The organism is Paenibacillus sp. FSL K6-1122, from assembly GCF_037977015.1.
Classification (GTDB): domain Bacteria; phylum Bacillota; class Bacilli; order Paenibacillales; family Paenibacillaceae; genus Paenibacillus; species Paenibacillus amylolyticus.
The window spans coordinates 536,341-557,807 of the sequence record NZ_CP150272.1 but is presented as its reverse complement, the minus strand read 5'-3'; the positions used below and the strand labels follow the sequence as shown (position 1 = coordinate 557,807).

Here is a 21,467-nt window from a genome sequence, read left to right as displayed (position 1 = left end):
CGCCTCTCACCATAATACAAAGTATGAGACCTAACAATAGACCACCCCTACAGCGTAAATCTGACGGATTTCGTATGCAAAAACTCATTGTGCTTCCGGACTCCCTGCTGCAAGAAACCGCAGCTTATCCGGTCACGTCCGGATTATATGTTACCGATATCGGTTACTTTCACGAGGCAGAGCATCATTACCGTGACCGTCCCAATGGTTGTGAATCACACATTCTGATGTACTGTGTCCAAGGCACAGGCTGGTATACGATGGATGGCAGCAAGACATATGATGTCAGCCCGGGAAACCTCGTTATATTACCTGCACATGTCCCCCATGTGTACGGAGCCAACGCAGCTGAACCATGGAGCATCTTCTGGATTCATCTGCGCGGGGAACACGCTTTATCCTACATAGAACCCTTGTTAACTCATCATATTACTACCATGCCACCGGCCAAGGCTCAGAAATGGCTTGAGCTTTTTCATGAATGTTACGGCGCACTTGAGACGGGTTACTCCATGCAGACGATGACGTATGCCTCCCAGATTATTGGCTATATGCTGGGCATGCTCGCTTATGGACCGGAGACGACAGGGTCAGATGGTGGGATCGTGAGCAGCAAACGTGCGGCCGAACAATCCGTTCAATATATGCTGGAGCACCTGGAGAATGGAATCACCCTCAAGGAACTGGCGGCTCACGCGCGGCTGTCTGTCCCTCATTACTCTCAGTTATTCAAGCAAGCTACGGGGCATTCGCCCATCGATTATTTCCTGCGGCTGAAGATTCAACATTCCTGCCGCTATCTGGATTTTACCGATTGGACCGTGAAGCAGATCAGCTCCGAGCTTGGATTCAAGGACCCTTACTACTTCTCCCGTCTGTTCAGCAAAATGATGGGACGTTCACCCACAGATTATCGAAATAAATCCAAAGGTTAGAGGCAATGCCTTTACTTAGCCCTATCTGAATAATTATGAATTCAGTTGGAAAATTCCAGCAACCTTTTGAACAGAAGGGTCGTCTATAGGGGCAAATAACTTTTATATAAAGGGATCATCCCTGGAAAAGTGAGGCGAACCTATCATGAAAAAAAATATACTTGCTACATTAACTGCGGGAGCTCTGCTCACGCTGTCTCTAAGTGCAGGCCCGATCAACGCTGCGCAGGCCCAATTCACGGATATTCAAGGTATCGCAGGAGCAAACAAAATCGAATCTCTCCATAAAGATGGATTCATCAAAGGTGTGAGTGACAGCTTGTTCAAACCTGAACTGGAGTTAAATACCGCTCAAGGCATTCAACTGATTGCGGACGGCCTGAATCTGAATCTGGACACGATTCGTTTTATCAAAATGCCGGTACCAAGTGACTACTTCTCTGCTGTAAAAGATGGCGTATGGTACAGTGATGCATTTATCCGCGCACAATATAATGGCATTCAGATGTCACAGGGTATCGATCCGTCCAAACCGCTTACTCGTGAACAATTCACACTGTTCCTGATGCAAGGCATCGAAGCCAAAGGCGGTCTGCCGATGATTAATATCAAACCTGTGGACATTACCGACGAACAGGAGCTGACGCCAGAGTATCAAGGTGCCATTCAGCGTTCACTCGTTCTCAAAATCAATGAACTGGATGCCGACGGAAACTTCAATCCCAAACAAACGATTACTCGCGCCGAAGCAGCAGTGATGATGTATAACGCAATCGAGTACATGGAATCGTTCCATGCACCACAAATCCCGGAAACACCTGAGAAGTAATACTTCCTTGGTGGAAGCAGTATGCCAAACAGCCGCACCTTCCCTCAACAGGAAAGTGCGGCCGTTTGTATTATACCTATATCACTGATGCAATCATCAGATTTAACTTTCTAACTTAGAAAGAACCTTTAACAACTACCTCAGACAACGGTAAACGTCCTGATGGGCGAGCTGGCTGTGCAGCTTTACCTACAGTAATCAACAACGTTGGCACAAATCGTGCAGGAATGTTGAATGTTTCCATCAGTTTTTGTGGATTATATCCACCGATTGGACATGTATCGTAACCCAGGGAGCGTGCAGCAATCATAATATTTTGGGAAGCAAAGGATGCATTGCGGATCGCTTCATCGCGAGCGATTTGCGGGCTTTGGTAAGCACCGTTGATCTGTCCAACCAATGCGTCACGAACCTCTGCAGTCAGTGCGCCTGCTTCAACAGCTTGATCGTAGATTACGGTGTTACGGTTTGCTTCCAAATCTCCAAGAACAGCAATCGTAACTGAACTTTCCACGATCTGACTTTGACCGTAAGCAACTGGCAGCATTTTCGCTTTGTCTGCTTCGGATTCAATCACGAGGAATCTCCAGTGTTGCAGGTTCCATGAAGATGGTGCTTCCGCAGCTGCTGTCAGAATCGCATTGAGATCAGCTTCAGGCAATTCAAAACCTTTTTCGTACTTTTTGACAGCATGGCGTTCGCTAATAACGCGAAGTGTTTCATTTTTTTCAATGCCTGACATGTGTTCCACTCCCCAGAATCTAGTTTGTTTATACTTCTTTTACTTTCGCAAGGTGATCTCGAAGTTTACTCTACCAGGGATTTTCCTTCCGAAAATAACATCAGCGCAGACGATCTCTCCTCATCTGTGTTCAGGTTATGCCCGGAATCGCTTGAGAACATCAATGGATCTTTCACCGGAGCATACGCCCATGCCGTAACTTGTCCACCATGCCTGACTAAACCAAGACCCTATTCATGGAGGACCATTCGTTGTGGACTCCGTCAGGACTTCTCCTTTGCAGATAATCCCTTCAGCGATAAGTTTAACGTTTCCCCATGACCTATGCGTTCTTTCACATCCTGAATGGATATACGATCAAAATAAGCGCTGAGCGCCTCTTCGCCACCATTATAAATGTTCCCCATCACATCCTGCATATTGGAAGATACCACGCATGATGAACCGGACTCCCCTGAGCACCAGTTGGGACCGAGTGAACCACCAGCTACCAGTCTGTACAATTCTCCCAGCTTGATCTCTTCACTTGGACGGCTAAGCAAGTACCCACCATGAGCACCTTCCTTGGTCGTCAGGTAACCATGCTTGCGCAGAACACTAAGTACCTTACGGACTCTGGCCGGGTGTGTACCCACACTCTGGGACAAATCTTCACTATTGGCCATACACTCATCTCTCATCGACAGAAAAACAAGACAATGCACCGCTATGGTAAATTCACTGTTCATAACTTACTCCTTCCCGGCTTACAACACCGATGAACTCCAACTCAAGGTAAGTATAACTGTCATTATATGAATAACAGTTATGTTTGTCAACTTTCACCCAGCATGGAGATCAAACGTGATTTTTCCTGTTATACCAATACTTACAGCTCATCAACATAATTAAGCTAGGATGAACATCCCGTCTTCATTTTAATCCAAAAAGAACAAAAAAGTGAGCCTTCCGCTACGCGAAGGGCTCCAATAAGATAGACATATGAAAGGGCTTACGTGATTATTATAATCGGTATTCCCCAATTTGAAAACGCTTTTTTTGTAAAGTGCATCATTATTTTAAATTTTTTCTATTTGAATAAATTAAACAACAGGTATTGCTAAAACTAATCCCATTAGTTATTATACTAATACCATTAGTTTTAAGGAGGGTTTAACGATGCGTATTACCCGAGAATTTGATGTCGTTCAAGTTACGTTTTTCCCAAGACTCTTCCCTGTGAACGTATACCTGGTTGAAGAGGAAGATGGTTTAACCCTGATTGATGCCGGAATACCGGTCAGTCTTAAGGGGATTTTGGCAACTGCCCAGTCCCTTGGAAAACCCATTACCAAGATCATTCTGACTCACGCGCATAGCGACCATATTGGTGCGTTGGATCGTCTCACAGAGGCACTGCCCCAAGCCGAGGTCTTCATCTCCAGACGAGATGCACGTCTATTGACGGGTGATACTTCCCTTCTTCCCGGTGAGCCTCAAACCCCGGTACGCGGCGGCGTGCCTAAGCCCAAAGCGGTGCGCACCCAGCCAAACCACTTGCTGGATGACGGTGACCAGATTGGTTCACTGGTCGCCGTTGCCTCACCAGGACATACGCCGGGGCATATGTCCTTCATGGATACGCGCAGCCGCGTGCTCATCGCTGGCGACGCGTACCAGCTGCAAGGCGGCCTTGCCGTATCCGGCCGCGTGCGCCCGCTCTTCCCGTTCCCCGCGCTGGCGACGTGGAACCGCGAAGCGGCTCTGGCCAGCGCGAAGCGCCTGGCGGAGCTGGAACCGTCCGTGCTGGCTGTAGGCCACGGACGGATGCTGCGCCAGCCCGCGGCCGCCATGCGCGCGGCAACCGCTGATGCACAGCAGCGGTTTGATCTTGCCGGGGGGCAACTATGAGCCCCCGGCAAGGGCTGGATCGCGGCGCTCTGCTCAGCGCTGCCACCCAGCTTGCTGACAGCGACGGCTTTCAGGCGCTGACACTGGCCGCGTTGGCACAGCGGCTGGATGTGCGCTCGCCGTCGCTCTACAACCACATCAGCGGACTCCCCGGGCTTCGCCAGGAAATGGCGCTGATGTCCGTGCAACAGCTTAGCCGCGCATTAACCGCGGCTATCGCTGACCGAACTGGCGATGATGCCATTCAGGCCATCGCTGCGGCATACATTGGCTTCGTCCGCGAGCACCCCGGGCTCTACGAAGCCTCATTTCATGCCCCGGACCGCGAGGAGCCACAGCTCGCCGCGGCCAGCACAGCCACGCTGGAGTTGCTGCTGCACAGCTTGCAGCCCTACCCGCTCACCGAAGCGGAAGCATTGCACGCCGTTCGTGGTTTGCGCAGCCTCTGCCATGGATTTGCCTCCATTGAGGCACAAGGCGGCTTCGGCATGGACTTTGATCCGGACGAAAGTCTGCGTCTGACCGTATCCGCCTTCCTGCACGGACTCCGGCATCTTCACCAGGACTAGTTAAGGCACGCATTGCATCATGAAAAAGGACTGCAGAGGATCTGCAGTCCTTTTTACATTGCCGTGTATTGGATCATCCCATAGATTTGGAAGTAATAATGTTATAGTTGCGCCAATGACTTTTAACACATTAACATCCACTTTGAATTCATCTTTCATCCGCTTGTGTTCTTTATAATTTCTTTCTTTACAATTTCATTTAATACAGAGAAAAGTGGCGCCTCGGTTGCACGATGCCATGATCGGTGCCCTCTGACCAAAATCTAACGAACCGAGGACACTCTATAGCGGCAATTAGAGCGAATAACAACAACTAACGAACTCCACACGTCCTATTTCGCAGAAAACTGGCTGCGGGACAGGAATAATGAGTATATTCCGTCATTTAACGTGTCTGTGATTCGTTACATTTACCAACGTACCAAATTAGGACATATAAGATGTGCTGAGTTCGTTAGAACGTGCTACGTACGGTGCTTCAAATCACATTGCCATAGCGGCACACATCCAGACACACATTGTGTTATGGAGCTAAATACGGAGCGTTCATGCTCCAAATTGCGTTGATCATGCGGATGCGGATACATGGCTAGATAAGGATCTTACCTTGCTCGTAATGCACATGGTAGTACATGTTTTATTACTATTCATGCATAGATCACGCTATAGTTCAGTGCACACATTGGGGCGATACTCGATAAGGATCTTACTCTGATCATAATGCACATAGTAGTACATGTTTTATTACTATTCATGTATAGATCACGCTATAGTTCAGTACACACATTGGGGCGATTCTAGATACGAAGCTTACCTTGCTCGTAATGCACATGGTAGTACATGCTTTATTAGTATTCATGTATAGATCACGCTACAGTTCAGTACACACATTGGGGCGATTCTAGATACGGAGCTTACCCTGGTCGTGATGCACACTTTAGTACTTATTTTAATACGTGTCCTAATACGAATCATTTAATAGATCTCACTACATGTACGCCGCAGCGGGACAATTTTTGTTTTGGATCTAGCTACAACTCCCATTGTTCAGGGCGGTAAGAGTCTGAAACATATTCGATCTACCCAGTCCCAGTCCCATTTCACCTGGCCATCTGATCCTTACTTGATCCGCCTTGTCTCTCAACCGCACTTTTGCCTTTCACATCTACGCACTTCTCTAATATGTACATCTCCCGTTCCTCTCGCAAGGTGGAATGGACTTTGGCTTCCCTTTTTCCATCGAAACGGTTCTCGATAATCTATCTATGGCCATTGCTGCCGTCCATCCTGCACTTCATTCAAAATATGCTTCATCACGGGCACGTACACTTTCCAGTAGAACATGTCCGGAATATCTTTCTGATCTGGCGTAAGCTTGGACCGGACGACCTCCCATCCACGGATTCGGCGCCAGAAGGAATAATGCTTCATCTCTCCAAAGGACCCTGCCATGTAATACGACCGATTATAGTCGTCGTACCGGACCAGTGCAGCAAATTCCGCAGGAATTCCTGCATCCACCAGCTTCTGCTCACCTGTCTCCGTCAGATCCGTCTTATACCAGGCCAGTATGGAGTTCTTCTCTTGCGGCACAATGATATCGAACCAGCCACTATAATGTATATCCTGGGTTATGCCGCTCCAATCACTGCCTTCCGGTGTAAATGCAATCTGTATATTGCCTGTCTTCACATCCGGACCTTTCGCCAGTACCATGACCTGTCCATCCATATGGATCAGCAGCATACCCGCTCCGTGATAAGACCATTTTTTCTTCTCTTGTTGCTCATAGTTCGTCCGAATCCAACGGGGTACTTCTTCTATACTTTGCAGATTAGATACCGATTTCCCTTGCCATCCACTGCTGTCCACACCCAAGATGGGGTATAGTTGCTCTCTTGTCATCTTGGAAGCCGTATTTGCCAATGCACTGTATTCGGCAACAATCGTTACCCCTTTATACGCAGCCTCGCGGATTTTCTGCACATCATATATCGTTAATCCTTCATAGATTCCGCCTTGTTTCCCTTCACTCTTGTGTGCAGACAGACTACTCCGATTCGCCGTCAGATAGATCAGATCCGTATCTGTCACCTCATCAGGCAGCAGTTGCTTCATCCGTGGAAGCCCGTTCTGAAGATCATAACCGTAATAATCCTCTTCATACGAGTAGTATTCCCCTGTGTGCTGTACAATCTTCTGTTGATTCAGAAGCCAAACCAACCCCTTGTGCCCCTGATAGGACAAGTCCGGTCTGCTCTTGTCAATAATCATGATGTTCAGTGAAACCGGGGCCTGGGATTGCCACATAATCCATGGGACAACCAGCACCACCGATACCACTGTAAAACAAGCCAACGTCCACATCGTGGCTGGCCTGTAACTTTTTTTCATGAAGCGTATTCCTCCTTGCTCTGTTCCAAGGTATTGTCAGGATCGATCGTTAGATTACCCTAATCCATGTCTGCTGTCCTTTTCCTCTGCCTTCCGCAATCCCATAGCCTGCAACATGCCATATATACGGGATATGTTATTCAGCGGTCTGAACCAGAACGTCTCCGTACATGCATACAACAGCAGACGTGTCACCTCTCGGGACGTATATACCTTGCGTGAACACCATATTTCGAACATCACCACACTTGCGGACAACAAGGAACCATAGAGGGTCAGTAGCAGAACGAGAATGATGCATAGGTTAATATCCACCCACTGTAGCCCTATGCCTGCAATGAACAGCACGATCGCTCCCAGTTCCAACACAGGCCCCAACAATTCGATCAAAATAAAATACGGGATGGATACCATCCCCATCCAGCCATAGGCCGGATTGAAGATCATGCTCCGCTGAGTCCATAGACTGCTTGCAAGCTGCATGTGCCAACCGATACGCTGTCTGCACAGCTGATGCCATGTACCGGGTACTTCTACCCTGCAGATCGGATCGGGAATATATATAATACGGCCACGTTCCCGAATCTGCTTCATATGTTTCTGTAACCGCATCACCAGTTCCATGTGAGCGACCTGGTCATCGCGCTTGTAACCTCCAACTTCCAACACCCGGTTCTTTTTGAATATACCGAATACTTCAGACGTAAATAAAAGCACATTAATATTATAACGAACAAGGCCCACACCGCTAATCAGAAAAGCACGCACGTATTCAATGGTCTGCATTACAAACAACGTACTGCCCGTCCTTCTTGCGCCGTTGTCGGTTAAATCCGTTTGATTCGTATTTCTGGAGGCCATGAGATCTACTCGTCCACTACAAGCAACGACCTCTTCTCCTGGGAGAGCATCCATAACGGGCTTCATAATCTTCACCAATGCATCCCGTTCCAGAACTGTCCTGGGTCCAACAGAGGCGATATAAGGATATTGCGAGATATTCAGACCGGCATTCAGGGAGTCCATTCGTCCCCCATAAGCCTTGTCGATCACAACCAGACGATGATGTAATCTGGATTGGTAGACACATTTAATCTGAGCCGTCTCCTGACCGAGTCCCGAATAATGAACTTTACTCCGAATGGGCATCAGATCATAGGTTTCTTTTAGACGCCGCATGGTCTCATCCTCTGATCCATCATTAATGATAATAACCTCATAACGTGCATACTGAATATCCAACAGACAGCTGATTCGCTGTACGATCGTATCCTCGCTATTCCGCACCGGAACAAGCAGGGATACCGCAGGAGCCAGTTCTTCATCCAACATCTCATGATATTGCAGCGGGTCCAGATCCCTCTGGCGGATCAATGTGCGAGCGGCAGCAACGACCAGAACACTACACGTCACAATCGCTAACACCAGATAGATAAATATCCCCTCGTAACATGCCAAAACAAAACTCCGCAGCATCTCAATCCATCTTTCGTCCATACTGCATCCTTTCCAGCGTTTCCTCCGCTATCTGCCTTGCATATTTATCCGGATGGTTTACAGCCGTATCCCGGAGCTCTTCAAGTCCCTGCTCGTACCGGGCAAGAGAGTTCGCCGCTTCCTGTCGGATCTGAAAAGAAGGATCACCCATCATTACCTTCAGTCTAGGAATAAAAGCATCCGCATGAACAGTACCCATAAGCTGGGTCACTGTTAGTCTTTCAGAGCGTTGCCTCTCCTCACCAGATTCGTTCCATACCAGCAATAGCCCCTTCAGCAATTCTTCGCGACCTCTGCTCACTTGAGCCAATGCCTGATAAGCATGGGTACGCAGCAACGCATCCTCTCCAAGAATGAGCTTCTCCAGTAGAACAACGGCACCCTCCGTCTGGTCATCCCGAATACGAATGGCATGGACGATATTAGACTGGACCTGGTAAGGTACATCCTTAAAATGATCCTTCATACGAGTCCAGGATGAATCGGTAAGCAACAGCAGAATCTGCAGATACTGCGTATCGGACCATACATATTGCTCACGCATCAATTCCTTCACGATTCTGAAATAACCGGTTCTGGCATATATGCGCAATATGATGAAGCGTTCAAGCGGCGTACAGGAAGTAACCCGCAACATATCCTCTAACCTGGGCAGAAGCTCTATCATATGAAACTGTTCAATATATAACAACGTGTTGACCCGTTCACTCCACTTTCCCGTCTTCAGAACCGACCGGTATGAACTTCCAAAGACTTGCCAGGATAACAGACGAATTCGCAGAGTCTCGTGCTCTTCCGGACCTTGAGCAAGCCGTTGCAATAACAGCTGCTGCAAAACACTCTGTTGATCTCCACTCATATTCATTAAGTCAGCTTTCACTTCTCCTTGGCCCAGATACTGCTGTAACACCGAATCTTCGGAATGTAATTCCTGCATCAGTACCGTCTTAACCTTTTCCCTGCGTCTACTGCTATATTTCATCCATAAGATGTAACTGTAGATAACCAGCAAAAAAGCTAGTACACTTGCACATATGAGGCTGACCACATGTACTAACCAATCTGTATTACCTGCAAGCCACCCTCTATGATGTGAGCCGATAAGCTTGATATACATCCATTGTTGTCCAATCATTGCATGATTTCCCCTTAATCGAATAAACGGCCTTACAACGGGCACAATAATACAAAATTTTCAAATACACCCTGTGAATACATATCGGGTATATGATACACTAAGCTTTCTATCGGCTTTCTACGTTTGTGATATAATAGGAACTGAAAATTCCGGCAATTCGTATTGGGTTCCGGATCTCCGGATAACATATTATTCCAGAAAGAGGGAGTTCTACGTGGCTCAAATCAGTCCGTACTACCTGCAAATCGGAGCAACCGTGGGCATGCTTGTCATGGCACTGCTTGCCATCTTCATCCGCATGAAAGCCAGTCACAGACCGGTGACCATTCGTAAAATCCTTATTCCTCCGCTCGGCATGAGCACAGGATTTCTCATGTTTGTTGTACCGGCAACACATGTTCCTCTACTCTGGGCATTCTTTGCGTTTTTGGTGGGCTGGTTCCTCTTCTCCTATCCCCTCATTCGCAGTACACGGTTTGAACGAGTAGGTGAAGAAATTTTTGCCACACGTTCTCGCAGCTTTGCTTTTATCTTGCTTGGATTGCTGGCCGTACGCCTGATCCTGCATGAAGTCATTCAGCGATATGTAAGTATTCCGCAAACAGGCGGATTGTTCTTCCTGCTGGCTTTTGGCATGATTGTACGCTGGCGTGTATATATGTACAAACACTACAAAGAAGTGCTGGTCGCCGAACACTAGTCGCCCTACATAGACCACGCACAGATTTACAGATAAAAAAGACACGTTCTGCTGCACCCTCGGTGTGCAGAACGTGTCTTTTCGTTTTCAACCTAATTGTACATGTAAACCATTCAATATCTATTCAGGATCTGCAACCTTAACCAGTTGCTTGCCCAGATTATCTCCCGAGAAGAGACCCATGAATGCTTCCGGCGTCTGTTCGAACCCGTCCACAATGTTTTCTTCATACTGGATATGACCTTCCTTGATCCATTTCGCCAACTTGGCACGGCCTTCCTTGAAGGATTTCGTATAGTCACCCAGCAGGAAACCTTTCATTAATGCTGTATTTGTTAATAGCAACGTCTGTGGCCGCATCCCGATATCCGGCTTCTCCAGATTATAAGACGAGATCTGACCGCATAACGGAATACGTGCATTCCGATTGATGTGACGCAAGACTGCATCCGAGATGTCACCGCCCACATTGTCAAAGTAGACATCTACGCCGTCCGGGCAAGCCCGTTCAATGGCCGCTGACATATCCTGCTCCTTCTTGTAGTTCAACACCACATCGAAGCCCAGCTTTTCTTTCAAATAAGCGCATTTCTCATCAGAGCCTGCAATACCAACCACGCGTGCTCCCACAATTTTACCAATCTGACCTGCAATCATGCCTACCGCTCCGGCTGCTCCCGATACAACAACCGTTTCGCCGTCCTTCGGTTTGCCTATGTCCTCCATACCAAAATAAGCCGTCAGACCCGTCAGGCCCAGCGCACCCAGGTAAGCCGTGATTGGTGCTTCTTCGGTATCAATTAGCGAAAGATCAGCCGTATTCACTGCGGCATATTGCTGCCAGCCCCACATACCGGATACGAGGTCACCTTTGCGCAGATTCGGTTCCGAAGATTCCACAACCTGTCCAATGGCTCCACCCTTAATCACTTCATTTAACGCGTACGGTGCAGCATAGGATTTTGTATCTTTCATGCGGCCCCGCATGTATGGATCAACCGACAAATATAATGTACGTACCAGAACTTGCCCAGCTTCCGGTTCAGGAAGAGGTGCATCAATGAAGTTGAAATTCTCTCTGGATGGGGCACCTTCGGGACGAGAAGCAAGTACGATCTGTTTATTTAAAGACACCAAAATTACCTCCTTGTTGCCAAGTGGACGCAAGGTTAACCCTTGTCAGCTGAGATCACTTACCACTGGCTCTGTGTTATCACTTCTTAATAGTTTAAACCGAAACAGGCGGTTCACAAACGTGGGCCGCCTTGAAATATGCAAATATCGTCACATTGTAGCTGCTTTTGGCTATTATTGTGCTGTCAAAATCACTGGACCATCCGCCGTAATCGCAATCGTATGTTCATACTGGGCAGACAGACTTCCATCCAAAGTACGAGCAGTCCATCCATCTGAATCCAGCTTACTTCGGAACGTACCAATATTCAGCATCGGTTCGATCGTAATAACCATGCCTTCCTTGAGACGCGGACCCCGATGAGGCGGACCGTAGTGAGGGACTTGTGGTTCCTCATGCATCTTCTCACCAATGCCGTGTCCGATAAACTCACGCACAACCGATAGGCCTTCACCTTCTGCATACACTTGAATCGCATTGGAGATATCTCCGATCCGGTTGCCCACCACGGCAAGTTCAATGCCTTTGTACAGAGAGTTTTTCGTTACATCCAGCAGATGTTGTGCTTCCGGAGTCACTTCACCTACGGCATATGACCAAGCCGAATCCGCCAGCCAGCCATTCAGATTAACGACCATGTCGATTGTAACGATATCGCCGTCTTTCAATGCATATTTTCCCGGAAACCCGTGACAGATCACATCATTAACCGACGCACATGTCGCATATTGGTATCCGTTATATCCCTTTTGTTCCGGCGTAGCGCTATTTTTCTTCATAAAAGCTTCTGCAAACTGGTCGATCTCCTGTGTCGTAATGCCTGGACGAATCATCTTTGCAATTTCTCTATGGCATGCGGCGAGAATTTCTCCGGCTTTTTTCATATATTCAATCTGTTCTTTGGTCTTTATTGTAATCATAACAACTACTCCTGTCCGTTAAAATCTTATCCTGTCCTCTATTGTAACGCTAAACACTCAAAATAAAAAATTCCGTGCAATTAGCAACATCCTATTATACGCCAAGCTCCTGTCCAATGAATACAATTATCCATGAAAAAATCGAAACCCCTTCTGATTTAGCTGCGTATATGCTTAAAACAGTTGAAGTCGAAAGGGTGAAAGCTCATGTTCAAAAAGATTATTGGCAAACTTATCGATTCCAAATCTTCATCTCACCGCAAACGTCATAGCTCCTCCGACAGGCGCTCATATAAACGTCACAGCAGCTCCTCAGGCAAGCGTTCCTACAAGCGCTATTCTTCTTCAGATGTGAAATACCGGGATAGCCGTAGTGGCTCCGGGTATTACAAAAGCAGAAAATATAGCTCCAGCTAAGCGGCTTTCACGACTGCTTTTAAAGAGTAATGATCACACCAGCTTATTGGACCCTACAATAAATGAATATGTAATAAAGGGGTGTTCGCTAGCCATACACACGGCTAACAGAACACCCCTTTATTGTTTCTATATAGTAAAAAGGAAAAAGACCCCTGCAGATATCATACGAAGAGGTCACGGATAACAAATATAGGTCCGCCTACAGAGCTTATTTCATTGTAATTTCAGCAACATATTCTCAATCTCTGCCTGTAACTCTGTCGCCCCACCCTCATAACTTGGCCGGAGTCCAAGGAGTCGCTCCAGCATCTGGTGCAATTCCGGCGTAAGCTTCAGTTCCTCCTGCCAACTGGCGGGTTCACGGCCCTTCTCTGGCTCATAAGCCGAATACAGCATAAAGAGAAGAAAGTGGCCGATATCCTGCAAATCATGATCCGGTATAGCCGGTTCATCTTCAGGCTCAGGGACTTCACGCATACGTCGCTTCAGCTCCGGCAACAACGGCTCCCCCAAGCGTCTCGCCAGGCCAAAGTCAATCAAATGCACCGTCCCTTCACGTAAAATAACATTGGGAATCCGCACATCTCCATGAATATATCCCTGCTCATGCACATGAGCCACCGGAGCCAGCAGTTGACCTGCCAATTCCACACATTCCCGCTCCGTATATCGAAGACCTTGCTCAAATATGCAATCTTCCAGCGTCTGTCCACGAATATACTCGGTAACGATATAACTTCGTCTCCCGGATGTGAACACATCCAATAGATCAGGGATCGCTGGATGATGCAGACGTCTCATCACGTCCGCCTCCCGCTCCAACAGGTGCGCAGAGAGTCTGCCCTTGCTAGGCTTGGACTCCTTCAATGCCACTTCCCTGCCGTTCTGGTCATCTGTACACAGGTATGTCAGCCCATAGCTCCCCATACCCAGCAATTCCTGTATTGTATAACGCTCAGCAATGGTCGTGCCTTCCCGCCGAGGACGATCCGTCCATAGTCCAAGCAATCTTTGCCAACTTCGTCGCAGCTCCACAGATCCTCCCACGCCAGCTTCCTGATCCACTCAGTCTTTATCTATACTGAGCAGTTCGTTGCCAGTCTTCATGTTGTATGGAGCTTATTATATCAGGCCCATAATGCAAAATCACGATGGGTAAATGCCTGTTGCTCAAGCTTCCTTATGCTTCTTGGGCAGGAACCCGAACAACATACGCAGGGATACTCCTTTTGGTTTGCGTTTTCTTCCCTGGAAACTGCGCAGATTGGTTACGAGTTCACGATCCCGCTCCTCTTCCAGCTTCTCGTTCATCCATAGACGCTGTTTCTCCATCTGTTCCTGAAGAGCCATATGTGTCTCCGCCAGATGCTGAAGGGTCAGCTCCAGTTCATCGACCCGCTGTTGCAGCAGCTGTACCCGATCATCCTGCTGTTGTTCCACGGCACCATAAGTCACCTCACTTACCAGTTGCCCCAGACCTTCATAGGATCTCAGATTACCCATTATTTCAGGTTCTTCAGGGAATACGGATGACATGACTGTCGCTGCACATTCCGTCTCTGACAGACCTTCAATTCCCACCACCGGGACATCTACTTCTACTACAGCTACAGGTACTTCTGGAGCCAATACAGTCACCACAGCATCAGCCAGGGGTAGATTATGCTCTCTGAGTTCAGTCATCAGACGTTCAATGCACTCGATGTCGTCGGACTTGAATAGTCTGGATTTGTTGGCGGACCGTTCGAACCGGTATCCCTGTTCTTCCAGTGCTGCCGCATATTTACGAAGAGTACTGGCACCTATGCCCAGGCTCTTGGCCGTTTCCGTCGTTGCTCCTGCTTCTTCAATCATCATTAATTCCCTCCCGGAATGAAGTCTTTTGGGAATCAATTTCATAATATCTTTAGTGAGTTATGAAATTGATTCTTGGATAAAAACATTATGGCTTCAGCGTTCCTTTTTTTGGAACCGTCATCGGATCGGGGCAACCTGTCTCATGGATCAAGTATGCTTATCTTTTGCTTGTCCGTATGTATTCGTCAGCTTCTCGGCAGATCCCTTTGGCGGTTTTGTTCTGTTTCTGCGGATTCCTAAGAAGTTTTGTCAGGTATATGATCCGCACAAATAACCCCCAATCCGACAACGAGCATGAATGCTGTCATGTCGAATGACACAGGTGCAAACGCCGTCAAATCATATGATTATGAATTATTCATGTCAATTTTGTTAACTCCTTTACTCCAATACGCTCCCGCGATAGCGGATATCATTGCTGCACAGCTTTTTCATGTGTTATCTTATGTAACGTAGAAGTGGATTCCAGCATAAAATAAAGGACTATACTTAACATAGGACGCATTAGTAACGGATAAATATCAATCTAAATGGGGGCTGAACGGCAGTGTTAGGCAAATCAGGCAAAGTAGCGGTGATCGGGGCGGGTCTTGTCGGTTCGAGTTGTGCGTATTCCATGATTAATCAATCGATATGCAGGGAAATTATGATGGTGGACCGGACGTATGACCGTGCTGTAGCGCAGGCACTGGATTTTTCCCATTGTATGGACTTCACACATAACCGCACCAAAGTATATGCAGGCACTTATGCCGATTGTGGCAATATGGATGTTATTATCTTAACTGCCGGGGCAAATCCCAAGCCAGGACAGACACGAATGGATATTCTGGAGGAAGCGGAATCGATTGCCAAAGACATCGTGGTCCCGATCATGAACAGTGGATTTAACGGGATTTTTGTCGTCGCTGCCAATCCGGTTGACATAGTAACTTATATGGTATGGAAATTATCCGGCCTCCCGCGCGAACACGTCATCGGTACAGGCACGTCCATTGATTCTTCACGACTCAAAACACTGCTGTCTGAAGTCTTCTCCATCGATCCACGCAGTGTGCATGGTTATGCTCTCGGGGAGCATGGAGAATCCCAGTTCGTGGCCTGGTCCCATGTGACCATCGGTGGCAAACCGATTATGCACATTATGGATCAGCACAAGGAGCGCTTCAAACATCTGGATCTGGAGGATATCGCACGCAAAACAAAGGATGCCGGCTGGGAAATCTTTACCCGTAAAGGTTCTACCCAATTCGGAATCGGCAATGCTCTCGCGCATATCACTCGTTCCATCCTCAATGACGAACACAAGATCATCGCCGTATCGGCTATTCTGGACGGAGAGTACGAGCAACATAACGTCTGCGTCGGTGTTCCTGCAATCATCGGTGGCAATGGTATTCAAGAGATTATCGAATTGAATCTGGATGCAACGGAACGTGAGAAATTCAACAATTCCTGTGAAATCCTATCAGGTAACATCAATCGTCTGACACTGGTATAAGCCATTCGTGTACAACTCCACACTGTATGCTTCAGCTCAACTTCAAAAGCCGGCCAACGCAAACATGCCAATAACACTCCATCAGTGGAGGATTATTGGCATGTTTGCGTTTATTATTTTTCACAGCCAGATGAATCAATTTCATAATTGATTTGAGTAGTTGTTCAATTTGGTGCAAGCTGAGGTTCGTCCCTTGGTCCCCATTGCTGTAACACTCGCTTCAACTCACTCAGCATAACCGGTTTGCTAATAAAATCACGCATACCAATCTCCAGACAAGCTTCCTTATCTTCACGTTTGGCATTGCCTGTAACTGCGATGATTGGAGGTATGCGATCCTGTGGAATTAGGCGGTGTAACAGGTCTGTCGCCTTCAGTCCATCCATCACAGGCATATGAATATCCATCAGGACAATATCATAAGCATTCTGAGAGATGGCATCGATTGCTTCCACACCATTGGTACATACATCTGCGTGGTATCCGAGCTTCTCCAGATATTCTCGTAAAATCTTCCGGTTCACCGGATGATCCTCCGCCACCAGAATACGCATGGCGACCTCATCACTCTGACGTGTACGATCATGATGGAACTGACTTGCTGTCTGTTCTGCTGAAGCATCTACACTCGCCGCAGGAACAGCAAACCGGAAGGTTGAGCCTTCCCCTTCTATACTCTCGACACTGATACTGCCTCCCATAATCTCCACGAGTCGCTTGGAGATTACCAGTCCCAGTCCGGTACCACCATACTTCCGGTTAATCACCGGATGTAGCTGAGAGAAGGACTGAAACAACTGATCCAACTTGTCAGCCGGGATGCCAATTCCCGTATCTTGCACCGCAAAATCAAGAACACTGTCTTCAGGCTTTCTGCCCTTGATAATATCCACGGCAACCTCAATGCTTCCCTGATCTGTGAACTTGAGCGCATTGCCAACCAAGTTCACCAGAATCTGCCGAATACGTATGGCGTCACCGACCATGAACTCAGGGATGCTCGGATTGAGACGATATCTGATCTCCAGATGTTTCTCATCTGCACGCGGTTTAAACAGTTCGGCAACCTGTTCCAGCATCTTGCGTAATGCAAATGGTTCATAAGCCAGTGCCATTTTCCCGGATTCCAGCTTACTGAAGTCCAAAATATCATTAAGGATGTTCAGCAGAGCATCGCCGCTGTCTCGAATAATCTCGGCGTATTCACGCTGTTCTTCCGATAAATCGGTACCGATCAACAATTCTGTCATCCCCACGATCCCGTTCATCGGTGTCCGGATCTCATGGCTAACCATCGACAGAAATTCCGACTTGGCCTGAGCTGCCAGCTCAGCTGTCTCTTTGGCACGTACAATTTCACGTTCGCCAGTCACATCATTAAATACAACCACCGCGCCCTGAATCTGTCCCTGTTCAATAATCGGCGTCACCTGATACTGCACCAGAAAGCTGCTGCCATCTTTACGCCAGAACACATCTTCCTTGATTGAACGTATCTGTCCATCCAACACGGTCATGTGGATCGGGCATTCTTCTTGTGGCAAATGACTTCCGTCTGCACGGGTGTGATGGATGATGGGATGTGAGTTTTTGCCAATGAATTCTTTCGCCTCATAACCGAACATCGAAGCTGCTGCTGGATTCATAAACATGGTGATTCCATCCGCATCCAAACCAAATATTCCTTCCGTAACCGTGTTGAGAATCAGCTCATGTTGCTTGCTGAGCTCCTGAATCCGTTCCGTGTATTCCTTGCGCTCGGTAATATCGGACACGATCCCATAGACGCCCACCATTTCCTTATCCACAATAATGGGCACATTCGTAACAGATACTTCAATCTTCCGACCACTTGAATTAACGACTCGGGTCTCATAATATTGCGGTTCGCCTTGCTTCACCATGTCAAAATAATGTTTGCCATATTGCACTTCGCATTTATCCAGATTGGATAAAAAAGATTGGCCAATAAGCTTATTGCGCGGAATATCCAACATTTGCACCAGTTTGCTGTTCACTGCGCTGTATTTACCTTCCAGATTCAATGAATACACAGCTGCCGGGTTATGTTCGAACAACGATCTGTATCGCTGACGGCTTTCCCGAAGACGTCTTTCCGCATCCTTATGCTGGGTGATATCCCTGCTGATGCTTACAATCTGGACACTCTTGCCACGCTCTCCAGCCACAGGTTTCGCCAATGTCTCCATCCAGATATAATGTCCCTTCTTGTGCAACACACGCATCTTGCAGCCATTGCCGATCTTGGAAAGATCCATAGGGTCCGGATAATCTCCCGAATAACAATAATCCTTGAAGGACTTTCCTATGACTTCCTCCGGCTTATAACCCAGTAAGGTGTACACGGAAGGGGAAACGTATAACAACTCGCCATCCGTAGCACAAGTTGTAATCAGATCTTGTGCATGGTCAGCCAGCACCTGATATTTCTCCTGTGCCTCCTTAAGCTCACGTTGCACTTCCAGGATATCGGTAACATCTTTGGCAATGCCATAGATTCCTACAACTTCTTTTCCCTCCGTTATAGGCACATACGTTATCTCTGCCTGTTTCAGGGAACCATCTTTATGATAAAAAGTAATGGGATTACTGACTGAACGTCCAGCCAGTACCTCTTTAATGTATTGTTTACGTGAATTTTCACTGTCCGGAGGACAGATCTCACTCTGATTCATACGAATCAAGTCATCCAGTGTATACCCAGATATCCGCTCTACCGAGGGATTAGCATCAATATAGTTTCCATGGATGTCCATTACATAAATGGCATCCGGATGGTTAAAAAACAGTGATTGGTAAGAACTTCCCTCAGAAATAATGCGCTTCAGGGTTTCCGTTTTATTAATATCCAAGGCTTACCCCTCTTTTCTCAGCCAATATCTTCATCTAACAGCAGGGATTAATTATCCCTTACAAAAATGGGCCTACCCTCGAATAACCATGTAAGCCTGCCTAGAAACAGCTTTTTTTATTTTACCAGATTCTCGTCTCATTTTGCTTACAATCTATGATTCAATTCACATGATGTGTGAGGTAATAATTGGAATTTTGATTTTACTTAGAAGGTGCCTACAAAGGCAGACAATTTATACAAGGATCAAATTAAGCCTCTAACAAGCTTGAAGTTCAATTCCACGTCAGCTGATTCTGGCGAGTGGCTAAGCAATTTTCTAAAGAACCCAGGACATCTTATTTGGCGTACATATGCCCTTTTTAAATTTCAAGGAACATCAGACACGTTAATCCCCATAATCTCCTGTCATAAACGCTGCAAACGGTTGTTTCATTGGATATAACATGTCTCAGGTACCTTAGATTGCTGAGATCACTTCAAATCATTAAATAAGACTCCTCAGGTTCGTTAGGGAGTTGAGAGGATGACCCCGGCCCCGCCTGAAACAAATTTTCTCAAAGAAAGAGAGATCATCCGCTCTTATGATGCCTCGATATAAAATTAACGATACATTTTGTATCGAAAAGGCTATAATCTTTAAAAAAGTTTTTTGACTACGGAGAGGACGGATGAATCATGCTGCCCAACAGAGTTAAAATTGCTTACGGTAAACTAAGAGGTTTGGCCATCTTTGGTAAAATCCAGCCCTCAATGGGCCTGCTTCCACGAATCAGGGGTAAGGTTTATCTGAATAAATTGGGTGACTTGCAGGTGGGAAAGCGGCTTAACATCATAGGCAAACCTTGGGGAACCCAGTTAACCGTGGTTAAAGGTGCGCGATTAACCATTGGCGATGACGTCATGATTAATGCAGGTGTGGGGATTGCCGCTAACGTTGAAGTGACCATCGGCAATAACGTCATGATTGGTCCTCGAACAAGCATATTCGACAGTGCCTATCACCGGATTGACTCTCTGGATGACGGGAGCCAGACTGCCAAGCGGATTGTGATTCAGGATAATGCCTGGATTGGTACAGGCGCGCTTATTTTGCCCGGAGTGACCATTGGCAGAAATGCAGTTGTGGCAGCAGGAAGCACGGTGACCAAAGATGTACCCGAAAATACACTTGTAGCCGGGGCACCAGCCAAAATCATTCGGGAGTTGACCATTCATGATGGGTGGGTCAGACATTAGAAAAAATCCTCCTGAAGCATACATACAATAGAGCTTGCATGTTTTGCTTAAAGAGGATTTTGACTTACGATAACCAAGGGTGTAACGGATTATTCAGATTTCTTTTTTTGCAAAATACATCATGCCGATTCCAATGAAAATAACAGCACTGCCTCCAACAACCGCCAGCATTGTGATCAGTGGAACATTGTAGGCTCCGAAACCTGCACCGTCCACGGGTGTCATCAGAATCATCGGTTGTGCCCATGGATAATACGGCCCATATGTCGCAGAGTTTACAATGAGAATATTCGGTATGGTCAGTGCAAAATTCAGTGCGAGCGGTGCGGCAAAGCTGCTCCACACCAATGAAACGAACATCTGCAGGGCAGCCAAGGGTACACAAGCTAGCAACCCAAGCAGCAGTTTGCTCGCCAAGAATCCCCAAGGTACAGGCATCGTAATGCCGTGAATCATGCCTGCCAGCAGAATGGACATCAGCAATAATACTTGTGTACCCGCCAGAAGCATGAGCACAATCGTCAGTTTACCTGCATATACGCCTGAACGTGTGAGCGGTAAAACCAGCATCTGCTTCCACCCTCCACCTGCATGTTCGAAACGGCAGACAAAGGACGTAAACACACCAGTCAGCATCGGTAACAATAACAATCCGTGCAGGAAAACCATCGTGGTCATCAATACCTGCCAATTGCCCGATGGTGTGGACAACAGTCCGATGAGCAGCGCAATGAGTGGACTCAGCAGAATCAGGAGCCATATGGGCGATTTGCTCATTTTCAATCGTTCAGCGGACAAGATTCGGAAGTACGTTGTCGCAAAGCTCATA

At 47.2% G+C, this 21,467-nt stretch carries 18 protein-coding genes; 7 read left to right on the top strand and 11 right to left on the bottom strand.

All coding sequences use genetic code 11. The features are described from left to right. The first annotated feature begins 74 nt into the window (after nucleotides 1-74). Together NSQ20_RS02605 and NSQ20_RS02600 are read left to right on the top strand one after the other, a co-directional pair. The gene (locus tag NSQ20_RS02605) at nucleotides 75-935 is read left to right on the top strand and encodes an AraC family transcriptional regulator (protein WP_179087964.1); all 861 of its coding nucleotides are present in this window, start codon (nucleotides 75-77) and stop codon (nucleotides 933-935) included. Nucleotides 936-1,080: 145 nt separating this feature from the next. Then, a complete protein-coding gene (locus NSQ20_RS02600) occupies nucleotides 1,081-1,764 on the top strand; it encodes an S-layer homology domain-containing protein (protein WP_076329675.1) in 684 nt (227 codons plus the stop codon). Nucleotides 1,765-1,879: 115 nt separating this feature from the next. Here NSQ20_RS02600 and NSQ20_RS02595 read toward each other — a convergent pair whose 3' ends face one another. Both NSQ20_RS02595 and NSQ20_RS02590 read right to left on the bottom strand, forming a co-directional pair. Continuing rightward, nucleotides 1,880-2,506, bottom strand: coding sequence for a nitroreductase family protein (locus NSQ20_RS02595; RefSeq protein WP_076329674.1), 627 nt, complete (start codon nucleotides 2,504-2,506; stop codon nucleotides 1,880-1,882). A 263-nt stretch (nucleotides 2,507-2,769) separates the two neighbouring features. Next, nucleotides 2,770-3,234 carry an Rrf2 family transcriptional regulator gene (locus NSQ20_RS02590; RefSeq protein WP_047840338.1) on the bottom strand — a complete coding sequence of 155 codons (465 nt, stop codon included), beginning with the start codon at nucleotides 3,232-3,234 and terminating at the stop codon, nucleotides 2,770-2,772. 430 nt (nucleotides 3,235-3,664) lie between these two features. Here NSQ20_RS02590 and NSQ20_RS02585 point away from each other — a divergent pair, with 430 nt between their 5' ends. Both NSQ20_RS02585 and NSQ20_RS02580 read left to right on the top strand, forming a co-directional pair. Beyond that, nucleotides 3,665-4,396: an MBL fold metallo-hydrolase gene (locus NSQ20_RS02585; RefSeq protein WP_076254456.1), complete on the top strand. Its 732-nt coding sequence runs from the start codon at nucleotides 3,665-3,667 to the stop codon at nucleotides 4,394-4,396. After that, nucleotides 4,393-4,965: a TetR-like C-terminal domain-containing protein gene (locus tag NSQ20_RS02580; protein ID WP_036607476.1), complete on the top strand. Its 573-nt coding sequence runs from the start codon at nucleotides 4,393-4,395 to the stop codon at nucleotides 4,963-4,965. The genes NSQ20_RS02585 and NSQ20_RS02580 overlap by 4 nt, the downstream gene beginning before the upstream one ends. A 1,263-nt stretch (nucleotides 4,966-6,228) precedes the next feature. Here NSQ20_RS02580 and NSQ20_RS02575 read toward each other — a convergent pair. From NSQ20_RS02575 to NSQ20_RS02565, 3 genes are read right to left on the bottom strand one after another with little or no spacing between them, the layout of a single operon-like run. Then, nucleotides 6,229-7,359 (bottom strand): hypothetical protein, encoded by a 1,131-nt coding sequence (locus tag NSQ20_RS02575; protein WP_036607479.1) that lies wholly within the window; start codon nucleotides 7,357-7,359, stop codon nucleotides 6,229-6,231. Between the two features lie 54 nt (nucleotides 7,360-7,413). Then, the gene (locus NSQ20_RS02570) at nucleotides 7,414-8,856 is read right to left on the bottom strand and encodes a glycosyltransferase family 2 protein (protein ID WP_051447038.1); all 1,443 of its coding nucleotides are present in this window, start codon (nucleotides 8,854-8,856) and stop codon (nucleotides 7,414-7,416) included. Further along, nucleotides 8,837-9,991, bottom strand: coding sequence for a HEAT repeat domain-containing protein (locus NSQ20_RS02565; protein ID WP_036672182.1), 1,155 nt, complete (start codon nucleotides 9,989-9,991; stop codon nucleotides 8,837-8,839). Before NSQ20_RS02565 ends, NSQ20_RS02570 begins: the two co-directional genes overlap by 20 nt. Nucleotides 9,992-10,208: 217 nt before the next feature. Here NSQ20_RS02565 and NSQ20_RS02560 point away from each other — a divergent pair, with 217 nt between their 5' ends. Beyond that, nucleotides 10,209-10,694, top strand: coding sequence for a cytochrome c biogenesis protein CcdC (locus NSQ20_RS02560; protein ID WP_036607484.1), 486 nt, complete (start codon nucleotides 10,209-10,211; stop codon nucleotides 10,692-10,694). Between the two features lie 120 nt (nucleotides 10,695-10,814). Here the strand turns inward: NSQ20_RS02560 and NSQ20_RS02555 are convergent, their stop codons facing one another. The 4 genes from NSQ20_RS02555 to NSQ20_RS02540 form a co-directional block, all read right to left on the bottom strand. Next, entirely contained in the window at nucleotides 10,815-11,828 is a 1,014-nt protein-coding gene (locus tag NSQ20_RS02555) for an NADP-dependent oxidoreductase (RefSeq protein ID WP_076215938.1), read from the bottom strand. Nucleotides 11,829-12,002: 174 nt separating this feature from the next. Then, the gene (gene map, locus NSQ20_RS02550) at nucleotides 12,003-12,749 is read right to left on the bottom strand and encodes a type I methionyl aminopeptidase (RefSeq protein WP_340031754.1); all 747 of its coding nucleotides are present in this window, start codon (nucleotides 12,747-12,749) and stop codon (nucleotides 12,003-12,005) included. A 633-nt stretch (nucleotides 12,750-13,382) separates the two neighbouring features. Continuing rightward, on the bottom strand, nucleotides 13,383-14,204 hold the full coding sequence (locus NSQ20_RS02545) for a protein kinase (RefSeq protein ID WP_340031753.1): 822 nt from the start codon (nucleotides 14,202-14,204) through the stop codon (nucleotides 13,383-13,385). Between the two features lie 135 nt (nucleotides 14,205-14,339). After that, complete coding sequence (locus NSQ20_RS02540; RefSeq protein ID WP_211084252.1) at nucleotides 14,340-15,026, bottom strand: hypothetical protein; 687 nt, start codon at nucleotides 15,024-15,026, stop codon at nucleotides 14,340-14,342. 547 nt (nucleotides 15,027-15,573) lie between these two features. Here NSQ20_RS02540 and NSQ20_RS02535 point away from each other — a divergent pair. Continuing rightward, nucleotides 15,574-16,527 carry an L-lactate dehydrogenase gene (locus NSQ20_RS02535; protein WP_340031752.1) on the top strand — a complete coding sequence of 318 codons (954 nt, stop codon included), beginning with the start codon at nucleotides 15,574-15,576 and terminating at the stop codon, nucleotides 16,525-16,527. A 164-nt stretch (nucleotides 16,528-16,691) separates the two neighbouring features. On the opposite strand, the gene NSQ20_RS02530 is transcribed toward NSQ20_RS02535, so the two are convergent. Next, nucleotides 16,692-19,400, bottom strand: a complete 2,709-nt coding sequence (locus NSQ20_RS02530) for a PAS domain S-box protein (RefSeq protein ID WP_340031750.1) — start codon at nucleotides 19,398-19,400, stop codon at nucleotides 16,692-16,694. Nucleotides 19,401-20,077: 677 nt separating this feature from the next. Between NSQ20_RS02530 and NSQ20_RS02525 the strand changes: the two genes are divergently transcribed. Then, nucleotides 20,078-20,638 carry a DapH/DapD/GlmU-related protein gene (locus tag NSQ20_RS02525; protein ID WP_101314919.1) on the top strand — a complete coding sequence of 187 codons (561 nt, stop codon included), beginning with the start codon at nucleotides 20,078-20,080 and terminating at the stop codon, nucleotides 20,636-20,638. A gap of 93 nt (nucleotides 20,639-20,731) precedes the next feature. Here NSQ20_RS02525 and NSQ20_RS02520 read toward each other — a convergent pair whose 3' ends face one another. Further along, a complete protein-coding gene (locus NSQ20_RS02520; protein WP_340031749.1) occupies nucleotides 20,732-21,466 on the bottom strand; it encodes an ABC transporter permease in 735 nt (244 codons plus the stop codon). Between the last annotated feature and the right edge of the window lies 1 nt (nucleotide 21,467).

What these genes read in the sequence shown, in the direction of transcription:
- NSQ20_RS02605 (WP_179087964.1), top strand. Translation starts at nt 75, where the DNA reads ATGCAAAAACTCATTGTGCTTCCGGACTCCCTGCTGCAAGAAACCGCA.
- NSQ20_RS02600 (WP_076329675.1), top strand. Translation starts at nt 1,081, where the DNA reads ATGAAAAAAAATATACTTGCTACATTAACTGCGGGAGCTCTGCTCACG.
- NSQ20_RS02595 (WP_076329674.1), bottom strand. Translation starts at nt 2,506, where the DNA reads ATGTCAGGCATTGAAAAAAATGAAACACTTCGCGTTATTAGCGAACGC.
- NSQ20_RS02590 (WP_047840338.1), bottom strand. Translation starts at nt 3,234, where the DNA reads ATGAACAGTGAATTTACCATAGCGGTGCATTGTCTTGTTTTTCTGTCG.
- NSQ20_RS02585 (WP_076254456.1), top strand. Translation starts at nt 3,665, where the DNA reads ATGCGTATTACCCGAGAATTTGATGTCGTTCAAGTTACGTTTTTCCCA.
- NSQ20_RS02580 (WP_036607476.1), top strand. Translation starts at nt 4,393, where the DNA reads ATGAGCCCCCGGCAAGGGCTGGATCGCGGCGCTCTGCTCAGCGCTGCC.
- NSQ20_RS02575 (WP_036607479.1), bottom strand. Translation starts at nt 7,359, where the DNA reads ATGAAAAAAAGTTACAGGCCAGCCACGATGTGGACGTTGGCTTGTTTT.
- NSQ20_RS02570 (WP_051447038.1), bottom strand. Translation starts at nt 8,856, where the DNA reads ATGGACGAAAGATGGATTGAGATGCTGCGGAGTTTTGTTTTGGCATGT.
- NSQ20_RS02565 (WP_036672182.1), bottom strand. Translation starts at nt 9,991, where the DNA reads ATGATTGGACAACAATGGATGTATATCAAGCTTATCGGCTCACATCAT.
- map (WP_340031754.1), bottom strand. Translation starts at nt 12,749, where the DNA reads ATGATTACAATAAAGACCAAAGAACAGATTGAATATATGAAAAAAGCC.
- NSQ20_RS02540 (WP_211084252.1), bottom strand. Translation starts at nt 15,026, where the DNA reads ATGATGATTGAAGAAGCAGGAGCAACGACGGAAACGGCCAAGAGCCTG.
- NSQ20_RS02525 (WP_101314919.1), top strand. Translation starts at nt 20,078, where the DNA reads ATGCTGCCCAACAGAGTTAAAATTGCTTACGGTAAACTAAGAGGTTTG.
- NSQ20_RS02520 (WP_340031749.1), bottom strand. Translation starts at nt 21,466, where the DNA reads ATGAGCTTTGCGACAACGTACTTCCGAATCTTGTCCGCTGAACGATTG.